At 71.4% G+C, this 11,344-nt stretch carries 11 protein-coding genes and 1 pseudogene; all 12 read left to right on the forward strand.

Features of this window, described 5'->3' with window-relative positions:
• The first annotated feature begins 8 nt into the window (after window positions 1-8).
• The gene (locus ACFYXV_RS09345; protein WP_389382455.1) at window positions 9-1,664 is read left to right on the forward strand and encodes an acyl-CoA dehydrogenase family protein; all 1,656 of its coding nucleotides are present in this window, start codon (window positions 9-11) and stop codon (window positions 1,662-1,664) included.
• Window positions 1,665-1,984: 320 nt separating this feature from the next.
• Window positions 1,985-3,250: a GAF domain-containing protein gene (locus tag ACFYXV_RS09350; RefSeq protein WP_385467054.1), complete on the forward strand. Its 1,266-nt coding sequence runs from the start codon at window positions 1,985-1,987 to the stop codon at window positions 3,248-3,250.
• 5 nt (window positions 3,251-3,255) lie between these two features.
• Window positions 3,256-3,819 carry a GNAT family N-acetyltransferase gene (locus ACFYXV_RS09355; RefSeq protein ID WP_385466874.1) on the forward strand — a complete coding sequence of 188 codons (564 nt, stop codon included), beginning with the start codon at window positions 3,256-3,258 and terminating at the stop codon, window positions 3,817-3,819.
• Between the two features lie 238 nt (window positions 3,820-4,057).
• Window positions 4,058-4,141, forward strand: a complete 84-nt coding sequence (locus tag ACFYXV_RS09360; protein ID WP_351782709.1) for a putative leader peptide — start codon at window positions 4,058-4,060, stop codon at window positions 4,139-4,141.
• 229 nt (window positions 4,142-4,370) lie between these two features.
• Entirely contained in the window at window positions 4,371-6,080 is a 1,710-nt protein-coding gene (locus tag ACFYXV_RS09365) for a nitrite/sulfite reductase (protein ID WP_389382456.1), read from the forward strand.
• Window positions 6,077-6,256: a hypothetical protein gene (locus tag ACFYXV_RS09370; RefSeq protein WP_383347996.1), complete on the forward strand. Its 180-nt coding sequence runs from the start codon at window positions 6,077-6,079 to the stop codon at window positions 6,254-6,256. Before ACFYXV_RS09365 ends, ACFYXV_RS09370 begins: the two co-directional genes overlap by 4 nt.
• The gene (locus tag ACFYXV_RS09375) at window positions 6,253-6,951 is read left to right on the forward strand and encodes a phosphoadenylyl-sulfate reductase (protein WP_385466868.1); all 699 of its coding nucleotides are present in this window, start codon (window positions 6,253-6,255) and stop codon (window positions 6,949-6,951) included. Before ACFYXV_RS09370 ends, ACFYXV_RS09375 begins: the two co-directional genes overlap by 4 nt.
• Before the next feature lie 44 nt (window positions 6,952-6,995).
• Window positions 6,996-7,541, forward strand: a complete 546-nt coding sequence (cysC, locus tag ACFYXV_RS09380; protein WP_030009619.1) for an adenylyl-sulfate kinase — start codon at window positions 6,996-6,998, stop codon at window positions 7,539-7,541.
• Window positions 7,538-8,476 (forward strand): sulfate adenylyltransferase subunit CysD, encoded by a 939-nt coding sequence (gene cysD, locus ACFYXV_RS09385; protein ID WP_385466865.1) that lies wholly within the window; start codon window positions 7,538-7,540, stop codon window positions 8,474-8,476. The genes cysC and cysD overlap by 4 nt, the downstream gene beginning before the upstream one ends.
• Before the next feature lie 2 nt (window positions 8,477-8,478).
• A complete protein-coding gene (locus ACFYXV_RS09390) occupies window positions 8,479-9,828 on the forward strand; it encodes a sulfate adenylyltransferase subunit 1 (RefSeq protein WP_385466862.1) in 1,350 nt (449 codons plus the stop codon).
• A 191-nt stretch (window positions 9,829-10,019) separates the two neighbouring features.
• The gene (locus ACFYXV_RS09395) at window positions 10,020-11,147 is read left to right on the forward strand and encodes an aliphatic sulfonate ABC transporter substrate-binding protein (RefSeq protein WP_389382457.1); all 1,128 of its coding nucleotides are present in this window, start codon (window positions 10,020-10,022) and stop codon (window positions 11,145-11,147) included.
• Between the two features lie 35 nt (window positions 11,148-11,182).
• Window positions 11,183-11,344: pseudogene (locus tag ACFYXV_RS09400) on the forward strand (ABC transporter ATP-binding protein); the annotation flags it as partial.

Here is an 11,344-nt window from a genome sequence, read left to right on the forward strand (position 1 = left end):
GTATCCGCATGGCAGCCACCACCCACACAGTCACCAACCAGGCCCCTCCCCTGGTGGGCTACGACGTCTACGGCACCGACCGGGCACTGCGGGAGGGCGTGGAGCGGCACCTCGCGGACGCGGAGCCCGAACTCCTCGGCGAGGTGCGGGAGGAGCTCCACGAACTCGGGCGCGCCGCGGGTTCGGCGCAGGCCCTGCGGTGGGGTGCGACGGCGAACGAGAACCCGCCGGAACTGCGGACGCACGACCGCTACGGCAACCGGATCGACGAGGTGGAGTTCCACCCGTCCTGGCACCGGCTGCTGGGGCACGCGGTGGGTGCGGGGCTGACCGACGCGTGGGGGCGCCCCGCCGGGCATCTGCGCCGGGCGGCCGGGTTCCTCGTGTGGTCGCAGGCGGAGGCGGGGCACGGCTGTCCCGTGTCGATGACCCATGCGGCGGTACCGGCGCTGCGGACGGACCCGGAGCTGGCGGCGGAGTGGGAGCCGCGGCTGACCTCGCACGTGTACGAGCAGGGCCTGCGGCCGGCGGCGCAGAAGGCCGGGGTGCTGTTCGGCATGGGGATGACGGAGAAGCAGGGCGGCAGCGACGTACGGGCGAACACGACGGCGGCGAAGCCGCTGGACGCGCCGGGCGAGTACCTGCTGAGGGGGCACAAGTGGTTCTGCTCGGCGCCGATGTCGGACGCCTTCCTGGTGCTCGCGCAGGCGTCCCCCTCCGGGACGGACGGCTTGACCTGCTTCCTCGTGCCCCGGGTGCTGCCGGACGGCACGCGCAACGCGTTCGCGATCCAGCGGCTGAAGGACAAGCTGGGCAACCGGTCGAACGCCTCGGCCGAGGTGGAGTTCGACGGCACGTGGGCGCGACGGGTCGGCGAGGAGGGGCGGGGGGTGCGGACCATCATCGGGATGGTCGCGGCGACCCGGCTGGACTGCGTGCTGGGTGCGGCGGCGCAGATGCGGCAGGCACTGACGCAGGCCGTGCACCATGCGGAGCACCGCTCTGTCTTCGGAGCACGGCTCATCGAGCAGCCGCTGATGCGCAACGTTCTTGCCGACCTCGCACTGGAGTCGGAGGCGGCGACGGTGCTGGGGCTGCGTCTGGCGGCCGCGTACGACGCCGGGACCGAGCAGGAGCGGGCTTTCCTGCGCATCGCGGTGCCCGCCGCGAAGTACTGGGTGACCAAACGGTGTACGCCGATGGTGGCGGAGGCGCTGGAGTGTCTGGGCGGCAACGGCTACGTCGAGGAGTCCGGGCTGCCGAGGCTGCTGCGCGAGTCCCCGCTGAACTCGATCTGGGAGGGTTCGGGCAACGTACAGGCCCTGGACGTGCTGCGGGCGCTGCAGCGGGAGCCGATGGCGCTGAACGCGTACCTCCAGGAGGTGGGGCGGGCGCGCGGCGCCGACCACCGGCTGGATTCGGCCGTCAAGGGGCTGCTGACGGAGCTCGCGGACCTGGAGGGCATCGAGGCGCGGGCGCGACGGGTGGTGGAGCGCATCGCCCTGGTGCTCCAGGGCTCGCTGCTGGTGCGCTGGGCTCCGCCGGAGGTGGCGGACGCGTTCTGCGCCTCGCGTCTGGGCGGCGACTGGGGCGTGACCTTCGGCACGCTGCCGCACAGCCTGCACCTGGGCGCGCTGGTCGAACGGGCGCGGATCGCGGGCTAGGTTCAGGTACCTGTCCCCAAACAGGTCCGAGCCGGGATCCGGGCCCGCCGACCGGGAGCAGGGGTGGCGCCGCGCCGACTCGGCACCACCCCTGATCCGAAAGCCCCGAGGAGGAGCTGTCACGCCGCGAGGCGACGTCCGGACAGTTTCGGTCGGGTGCCCGGCACTTGGCGAGAGTTGCATACCGTTGCAACCCTCTGAGTCCTCTGAGTTCTCGGCGTTCTCGGCGTTCTCTGCGTTCTCTGCGTTTCGTTCCGCACGGGGAGGTTCCGGTGGCCTACACCGCAGGCAGCACGGTCGATGTGGCACGCATCTCGGCCATGGACGCGCGGGAGGCCGCGCGTCTGCTCAAGGGCGTACGGGCGGCGGCGCTCGCCGGGGACCGGCCGCCGGCGGAGCCCCGTCCGGAGATCGCCGAGTCCTGGCGCCGGATGCTGGCCGGCGGGGTGCACCCGGACCGGGACGCGCGCTCGCGGATGCTGTCGGCGGCCGAGACGGAGGAGCGGCGGCAGGTCTCGCCGCTGCGGGAGATCCTGCCGGTGCTCCGCGAGGGGCTGCTGCCGGCGCTGGACGCGGCGCTGCACATCATGGTCGTCGCCGACGCGGAGGGGCGGCTGCTGTGGCGGGAGGGGGCCTCCTCGATCCTGCGCAAGGCGGACCGGCTGGGCTTCGCGGTGGGCGCCGACTGGGACGAGTCGGTGGTCGGCACGAACGGGGTGGGCACGGCACTGGTGGCCCGGCAGCCGGTCCAGGTGTTCTCGGCGGAGCACTTCGTCTCCAGCCACCACGACTGGACCTGCGCGGGGGCGCCCGTACGGGACCCGCGGGACGGGCGGCTGCTGGGCGTGGTGGACGTCAGCGGGCCGCTGGCCACCATGCACCCGGCCACGCTGGCGTGGGTGAGCTCGGTGGCCCGCCTCGCGGAGCGGGAGCTGCGGATCCGGCACCTGGAGTCGCTGGAGCGGCTGCGGGCGGTCGCGTCGCCGCTGCTGGCCCGGCTGCCGGGAAGGGCGCTGGTGGTGGACCCGCAGGGCTGGACGGCTGCGGTCACGGGGCTGGCCCCGACCGACCGGATCGCGCTGCCGAAGGGGTTCGGGCCCGGCCGGGTGTGGGTGGCGCAGCTCGGTGACTGCGTGGTGGAGCCGCTGCCGGGCGGCTGGCTGCTGCGCGTCGCGGAGGCGCCGGGCACGGCCGCGGCGGCGAGCCGGGTGGTGCTGGACCTGAGCCGGCCGCGCGCGTGGTCGGCGACGGTGTACGGGGCCGCCGGGAGCTGGTCCCAGGAGCTGAGCCCGCGCCACGCGGAGCTGCTGTTCCTGCTGGCGGTGAGCCCGCGGGGGCGGTCGGCGGCGGAGCTGGCGGCGGAGCTGTTCGGGGACGCGACGCGGACGGTGACGGTGCGGGCGGAGCTGTCCCGGGTCCGCAGGCACCTGGGCGGGGTGCTGACCCACCGCCCGTACCGCTTCGCGGACGACGTCGAGGTGGAGCTGATCCGCCCCGAGGACCCGGCGGCGCTGCTGGCGCACTCGACGGCCCCGGCGGTGATCAGGGCCCGGCTGGGCCGGGCGGGAGCCGGCGTGATTCCCTGACCTGCATGAGCACCATCACACTCACCACGTGGTCCCTGGAAATGGCCTCGCCGCAGGATCTGGTCCGGGCGGCCGTCCCGGGGCCTGAGATCACTGTCCGGCGGGCGGAGGTCCCCTCGCCGGAGTTCAGCCGCTTCCTCTACGCCTCGGTGGGCGGTGACATCCACTGGACGGACCGGCTGTCGCTGACCCGGGCGCAGTGGGTGGAGCAGCTGGGCCGGCCCGGCGTGGAGACGTGGGTGGCGTACGAGCGCGGGACGCCGGCGGGGTACGTGGAGCTGGACCCGCAGGCCGACGGCGTGGTGGAGATCATGTACTTCGGGCTGCTCCCGGACTTCCGGGGCCGCCGCATCGGGGGCCACCTGCTGACGCTGGGCGTCGAGGCGGCCTGGTCCCTGGCCGAGCGCTGGCCGGGGCGCGGGGCGACGACCCGCGTCTGGCTCCACACGTGCAGCCAGGACGGCCCGACGGCGATGGACAACTACCTCCGCCGCGGCTTCAAGCTCTTCAAGACGGAGACGGAGCAGAAGGAGAGCACCCCCACCCCCGGCCCCTGGCCGGGCGCATAGCGCGCGACGCACGGCGCACAGGGCCACAGGAGCACAGGGCCACAGGGCCACAGGGGACAAGGCACGGGGGACAAGGGACACGACCGCGGCACCGGCGGCCGGGAGGGACTCCCTCCGGCCGCCTCCCGTACGGCTTCAGAGCGTGACGGGCGTCACGCCGTCTCGAAATACGGGACCACATCGTCCAAATTGTGGACAGTAGTGGACTCCTCCAATCGGCACATGACACGCTTCCGCCATGAATGGAGCTGGAATTGCCTTGGTGAGTCGGCGGCACGTCGACCTCGGCCGCATGTCCAGCGCCATCTGTTCGGCGCGCTGACGGAACCAGCCACCGCCGCGCAGCCCCGGCACAGCGCCCCGCACACCGTCGTCGCGGAGGCGCAGCCGCCCGCAGTCCCCTGAAGGCAGAACACCGCCCTGACCACCGGCACAACCGGAAAATCGGGCGGCGATCGGCCGCACCTGCTCAGCGGCAGGGCTGATGACAGGGGCACTCGCCGCCCCCTCCCCCGCCCTTGCAACGAGCCGCCGAAGAAGGACGTACCGCCATGGCCGCCACCCCCGAAACGACCGCAGCCGCAGCTCCCGCAGCCGCCGCGCGCCGCAAGACCGGCCGTCACCGCGGCGAGGGTCAGTGGGCCGTCGGACACCACACCCCCCTCAACGGCAACGAGCAGTTCAAGAAGGACGACGACGGTCTCAACGTGCGGACACGCATTGAGACGATCTACTCCAAGCGCGGATTCGACTCGATCGACCCCAACGACCTTCGCGGCCGGATGCGCTGGTGGGGTCTCTACACCCAGCGCAAGGAAGGCCTCGACGGCACCAAGACCGGTGTCCTGGAGCCGGAGGAGCTGGACGCCGAGTACTTCATGCTCCGGGTCCGCATCGACGGCGGCCGGCTGACGACCGAGCAGCTGCGCGTCATCGGCGAGATCTCGCAGGAGTTCGCGCGCGGCACCGCCGACATCACGGACCGCCAGAACGTCCAGTACCACTGGATCCGGATCGAGGACGTGCCCGAGATCTGGAACCGGCTGGAGGCCGTCGGCCTGTCGACCACCGAGGCCTGCGGTGACACCCCGCGCGTCATCCTCGGCTCGCCGGTCGCCGGGATCGCCCAGGACGAGATCATCGACGGCACCCCCGCCATCGACGAGATCTACCGGCGGATCGTGGGCAACAAGGACTTCTCCAACCTGCCCCGCAAGTTCAAGTCGGCCGTCTCCGGTTCGCCGCTGCTCGACGTGGCGCACGAGATCAACGACATCGCCTTCGTCGGCGTGGACCACCCGGAGCACGGCCCCGGCTTCGACGTCTGGGTCGGCGGCGGTCTCTCCACCAACCCCAAGCTGGGCGTCCGCCTGGGCACCTGGGTCTCGCTGGACGAGGTCCCGGACGTCTACGAGGGCGTCATCTCGATCTTCCGCGACTACGGCTACCGCCGGCTGCGCACCCGCGCCCGGCTGAAGTTCCTCGTCGCCGACTGGGGTCCGGCGAAGTTCCGCCAGATCCTGGAGGACGAGTACCTGAAGCGCAAGCTCACCGACGGCCCCGCCCCCGCGCAGCCGGCCGGGCAGTGGCGCGACCACGTGGGCGTCCACCGGCAGCAGGACGGCCGGTTCTACGTCGGGTTCGCCCCGCGCGTCGGCCGGGTGGACGGCGCCACGCTCACCAAGATCGCCGAGATCGCCGAGTCGCACGGCTCGGGCCGGGTCCGTACCACCGCCGAGCAGAAGATGATCGTCCTGGACGTCGAGGAGGCGCAGGTCGACTCGATCGTCTCCGCCCTCGAGTCCCTGGACCTGCGGGTCAATCCCTCGCCGTTCCGGCGCGGCACGATGGCCTGCACGGGCATCGAGTTCTGCAAGCTGGCGATCGTCGAGACCAAGGCGCGCGGCGCCTCGCTGATCGACGAACTCGAACGCCGCATCCCCGAGTTCGACGAGCCGATCACCATCAACATCAACGGCTGCCCCAACGCCTGCGCCCGTATCCAGGTCGCGGACATCGGTCTCAAGGGCCAGCTGGTCCTGGACGACGAGGGCAACCGCGTCGAGGGCTACCAGGTCCACCTGGGCGGCGCGCTCGGGCTGGAGGCCGGGTTCGGCCGCAAGGTCCGCGGCCTGAAGGTCACCTCGGCCGAGCTGCCCGACTACGTCGAGCGGGTCCTCACGCGCTTCCAGGAGCAGCGCGAGGACGGCGAGCGCTTCGCCACCTGGGCGGCGCGTGCCTCCGAGGAGGCCCTGTCGTGAGCGAGCGTGCCGCGCCCTTCCACTGCCCGTACTGCGGCGACGAGGACCTGTTCCCGAACGAGACGGGTCACGGCGCCTGGGAATGCAGGGCCTGCAACCGGGCCTTCCAGCTGAAGTACCTCGGGCTGCTGGCCCGGGGCGTTCGGTCCGACAGCGCTGGAGGGGACGAGATATGACCACCACTCAAGACGTGAGTCTCAAGGACCTCGCCGAGCAGGCCGGGCGCGACCTTGAGGACGCGTCGCCGCTGGAGATCCTGCGCTGGGCGGCCGACACCTTCGGCGGGAAGTTCTGCGTCACCTCCTCCATGGAGGACGCCGTCGTCGCCCACCTGGCCTCCCGCGCCTTCCCCGGCGTGGACGTGGTCTTCCTCGACACCGGCTACCACTTCGAGGAGACGATCGGCACCCGCGACGCGGTCGAGGCCGTGATGGACGTCAACGTCATCACCCTCACCCCGCGGCAGACGGTGGCCGAACAGGACGCGGAGTACGGCCCGAAGCTGCACGACCGCGACCCCGACCTGTGCTGCGCGCTGCGCAAGGTCAAGCCGCTGGAAGAGGGCCTGACCGCGTACGACGCATGGGCGACCGGCCTGCGCCGCGACGAGTCCCCGACCCGGGCGAACACCCCGGTGGTCGGCTGGGACGAGAAGCGGCAGAAGGTCAAGGTCTCCCCGATCGCCCGCTGGACCCAGGACGACGTGGACGCCTACGTCGCCGAGCACGGGGTCCTGACCAACCCGCTGCTGATGGACGGCTACGCCTCCGTCGGCTGCGCCCCCTGCACCCGCCGCGTGGCGGAGGGCGAGGACGCTCGGGCCGGCCGCTGGGCCGGCCGGGCCAAGACCGAGTGCGGACTGCACGGCTGATGACCGACCCCATTCCTCTTATGAACGCGACGGAGAGCGAGCAGATGAGCGTGAGCGACCAGGGCGCCACCGTGTGGCTGACCGGGCTGCCGAGCGCGGGCAAGACCACCATCGCGTACGCGCTGGCCGAACGCCTGCGCGCCGAGGGCCACCGCGTGGAGGTCCTCGACGGCGACGAGATCCGCGAGTTCCTCTCCGCCGGGCTGGGCTTCACCCGGGAGGACCGCCACACCAACGTGCAGCGGATCGGGTTCGTCGCCGAACTCCTCGCGAGCAACGGCGTCAAGGCGCTCGTGCCGGTGATCGCGCCGTTCGCGGACAGCCGCGAGGCGGTCCGCAAGCGGCACGCAGCCGAGGGCACCTCGTACCTGGAGGTCCACGTGGCCACCCCGGTCGAGGTCTGCTCCGAGCGTGACGTGAAGGGCCTGTACGCCAAGCAGGCGGCGGGCGAGATCTCCGGTCTGACCGGCGTCGACGACCCGTACGAGGCTCCGGACTCCCCGGACCTCCGCATCGAGTCGCACACGCAGACCGTGCAGGAGTCGGCTTCGGCCCTGCACGCGCTGCTCACCGAGAGGGGTCTGGCATGACGGCCACCGTCGCACACGTCCACGACGAGACGGACGCGCCGTACGCGCTGTCGCACCTCGACGCCCTGGAGTCGGAGGCCGTCCACATCTTCCGCGAGGTCGCGGGCGAGTTCGAGAAGCCGGTGATCCTCTTCTCGGGCGGCAAGGACTCCATCGTCATGCTGCACCTGGCGCTCAAGGCGTTCGCGCCGGCGCCGGTGCCGTTCACGCTGCTGCACGTCGACACCGGGCACAACTTCCCCGAGGTCCTCGACTACCGCGACCGCGCGGTGGCCAAGCACAACCTGCGCCTGCACGTGGCCTCCGTCCAGGAGTACATCGACGCGGGCAAGCTGCGCGAGCGCCCCGACGGGGTCCGCAACCCGCTGCAGACCGTGCCCCTCACGGAGGCGATCCAGCAGCTGAAGTTCGACGCCGTGTTCGGCGGCGGGCGCCGCGACGAGGAGAAGGCCCGCGCCAAGGAGCGGGTGTTCTCCCTGCGCGACGAGTTCTCCCAGTGGGACCCGCGCCGCCAGCGCCCGGAGCTGTGGCAGCTCTACAACGGCCGCCACGCACCCGGCGAGCACGTCCGCGTCTTCCCGCTCTCCAACTGGACCGAGCTGGACGTGTGGCAGTACATCGCCCGCGAGGGCATCGAGCTGCCGGAGATCTACTTCGCCCACGAGCGCGAGGTGTTCCAGCGCAACGGCATGTGGCTGACGGCCGGCGAGTGGGGCGGCCCGAAGGAGGGCGAGACGCCCGAGACGCGCCTCGTCCGCTACCGCACCGTCGGTGACATGTCCTGCACCGGTGCCGTCGACTCCGACGCCACCACGCTGGACGCCGTGATCACCGAGATCGCCGCCTCCCGGCTCACCGAGCGGGGCGCGACCCGCGCCGACGACAAGATGTCCGAGGCCGCGATGGAAGACCGCAAGCGCGAAGGGTACTTCTAGACATGACCTCCACCACCGATCAGGTCGCCCACTTGGCCGACCTGGCTGCGACCACCCTGCTGCGCTTCGCGACCGCCGGTTCCGTCGACGACGGCAAGTCCACCCTGGTCGGGCGCCTGCTGCACGACTCCAAGTCGGTCCTGACCGACCAGCTGGAGGCGGTCGAGCGGGTCTCCGCGAGCCGCGGCCAGGACGCCCCGGACCTGGCGCTGCTCACCGACGGCCTGCGGGCCGAGCGCGAGCAGGGCATCACCATCGACGTCGCCTACCGCTACTTCGCCACCGCCCGGCGCCGGTTCATCCTCGCCGACACCCCCGGGCACGTGCAGTACACGCGGAACATGGTCACCGGCGCTTCCACCGCCGACCTGGCCGTGGTCCTGGTCGACGCCCGCAACGGCGTGATCGAGCAGACCCGCCGGCACGCCGCCGTCGCGGCCCTGCTGCGCGTTCCGCACGTGGTCCTGGCCGTCAACAAGATGGACCTGGTGGGCTACGAGGAGTCGGTCTTCGCCAAGATCGCCGAGGAGTTCACCGCGTACGCCTCCGACCTGGGCGTCCCGGAGATCACCGCGATCCCGATCTCGGCGCTCGCCGGGGACAACGTGGTCGAACCGTCCTCCCACATGGACTGGTACGGCGGCCCGACGGTGCTGGAGCACCTGGAGACCGTCCCGGTCAGCCACGACCTCACCGCCTGCCCCGCCCGTTTCCCGGTGCAGTACGTGATCCGCCCGCAGACCGCCGAGCACCCCGACTACCGCGGCTACGCGGGCCAGATCGCCTCCGGCGTGCTGCGCGTCGGCGAGGCCGTCACCGTCCTGCCCTCGGGCCGTACCTCGGTGATCGCCGGGATCGACGCCCTCGGCGAGAGCGTGGACATCGCGTGGGCCCCGCAGTCGGTGACGGTCCGCCTCGCCGACGACATCGACATCTCGCGCGGCGACCTGATCGCGCCGTCCGCGAACCCGCCCGCCACCACGCAGGACGTCATCGCGACCGTCTGCCACGTCGCGGACCAGCCCCTGGCCGTCGGCGCGCGCGTGCTCCTCAAGCACACCACGCGCACGGTGAAGGCCATCGTCAAGGAGATCCCCTCGCGGCTGACCCTGGACGACCTGTCCCAGCACCCCGACCCCGGGCAGCTGGTGGCCAACGACATCGGCCGCGTCGTCGTACGGACCGCCGAGCCGCTCGCGCTCGACGCGTACGCCGACTCCCGCCGTACCGGGTCCTTCCTGCTGATCGACCCGGCCGACGGGACCACCCTGGCGGCGGGCATGGCGGGCGAGTCCTTCGCCTCGCAGGCCCGGACGACCGTCCAGGCCGACGAAGAGGGATGGGACTTCTAGCCCATGCCCTCCGACATCTACTCCACGTTCGCCAAGGAAGGCGGCCGCGTGGGCAGCGGCCGCCTCGGCAGCGGCCAGGGAGGAGTGGCGCGATGTGCGCGATGACGCCCGGCCCCCACGAGCACCACCTGCCCTTGCTCCGCAGACGAAGACCTGCGTCATGAGATGACGCTACGAGAGGAAGCCCTCCCGTGCCTGCCACCGGTACCACCCTCACCACCCTGCGCCGCGGTGTCGCCGCCGCTGCCGCCCTGCCGCTGCTGATCGGCGCACTCGCCTCCTGCGGCTACGGCTCCCAGTCCGAGGAGCCGGCGGACAAGAAGGCGAATGCCGCGGCCGACGGCGCGAAGAAGCTGTCCGCGTCGGAGGTCCGTATCGGGTACTTCCCGAACCTGACGCACGCCACCGCGCTGGTCGGGATCCAGGAGGGCCTGATCGCCAAGGAGCTCGGCGCGACCGCGATCAAGCCGCAGACCTTCAACGCGGGCCCCTCCGAGATCGAAGCCCTCAACGGCGGCTCCCTCGACATCGGCTTCATCGGCCCCTCGCCCGCGATCAACGGCTACGTCAAGTCCAAGAGCAGCAACCTGCGGATCATCTCCGGGTCCGCCTCCGGCGGCGTCAAGCTCGTCGTGAACCCGGACAAGATCAAGACCCTGGACGACCTCAAGGGCAAGAAGATCGCCACCCCGCAGAAGGGCAACACGCAGGACGTCGCGTTCCTCAACTGGATCGCGGAGAAGGGCTGGAAGGTCGACCCCGAATCCGGCAAGGGTGACGTCTCCGTCGTCCGCACGGACAACAAGGTGACCCCGGACGCCTTCAAGCAGGGCTCGATCGACGGCGCCTGGGTGCCCGAGCCCACCGCCTCCAAGCTGGTCTCCGACGGCGCCTCGGTCCTCCTGGACGAGACCGACCTGTGGCCCGACAAGAAGTTCGTGATCACGAACGTCATCGTGTCGCAGAAGTTCCTCAAGGAGCACCCGGACGTCGTCGAGGCCGTCCTGGCCGGCACGGTGAAGACCAACGAGTGGATCAACGCCAACCCGGACAAGGCGAAGACCTCCGCCAACGCGGCACTGAAGGCGCTCAGCGGCAAGGAACTGGAGCCCGCGGTCATCGACCCGGCCTGGAAGAGCATCCTCGTCACCGACGACCCCCTCGCCAGCACGCTGAAGACCGAGTCCGACTGGGCGGTCAAGGCCAAGCTCATCGAACAGCCCGACCTCACCGGCATCTACGACCTGACGCTCCTGAACAAGGTGTTGAAGGCCGCCGGCAAGCCCGAGGTCACCGACGCCGGCCTCGGCGCCAAGTAATAGTCAGCCCGTACGATCCCCAGGAGGTGACGACCATGGCCACCACACTCGCCAAAGCTGTTGAGGACACCACCGCGGTGACTCATGCCGCCCGTATCGAGCACGTCTCGAAGTCCTTCTCCGGCCCGGCCGGATCGCAGCTCGTCCTGGACGACATCAGCCTCGATGTCGCGCCCGGCGAGTTCGTCACCATCCTG

Origin of the sequence: Streptomyces sp. NPDC002181 (assembly GCF_042890485.1) — a bacterium.
GTDB lineage: Bacteria > Actinomycetota > Actinomycetes > Streptomycetales > Streptomycetaceae > Streptomyces.

Coding starts and splice junctions, on each gene's coding strand:
- ACFYXV_RS09345 (WP_389382455.1), top strand. CDS start 9: ATGGCAGCCACCACCCACACAGTCACCAACCAGGCCCCTCCCCTGGTG.
- ACFYXV_RS09360 (WP_351782709.1), top strand. CDS start 4,058: ATGAATGGAGCTGGAATTGCCTTGGTGAGTCGGCGGCACGTCGACCTC.
- cysD (WP_385466865.1), top strand. CDS start 7,538: ATGACGGCCACCGTCGCACACGTCCACGACGAGACGGACGCGCCGTAC.
- ACFYXV_RS09390 (WP_385466862.1), top strand. CDS start 8,479: ATGACCTCCACCACCGATCAGGTCGCCCACTTGGCCGACCTGGCTGCG.
- cysC (WP_030009619.1), top strand. CDS start 6,996: ATGAGCGTGAGCGACCAGGGCGCCACCGTGTGGCTGACCGGGCTGCCG.
- ACFYXV_RS09355 (WP_385466874.1), top strand. CDS start 3,256: ATGAGCACCATCACACTCACCACGTGGTCCCTGGAAATGGCCTCGCCG.
- ACFYXV_RS09350 (WP_385467054.1), top strand. CDS start 1,985: ATGGACGCGCGGGAGGCCGCGCGTCTGCTCAAGGGCGTACGGGCGGCG.
- ACFYXV_RS09365 (WP_389382456.1), top strand. CDS start 4,371: ATGGCCGCCACCCCCGAAACGACCGCAGCCGCAGCTCCCGCAGCCGCC.
- ACFYXV_RS09375 (WP_385466868.1), top strand. CDS start 6,253: ATGACCACCACTCAAGACGTGAGTCTCAAGGACCTCGCCGAGCAGGCC.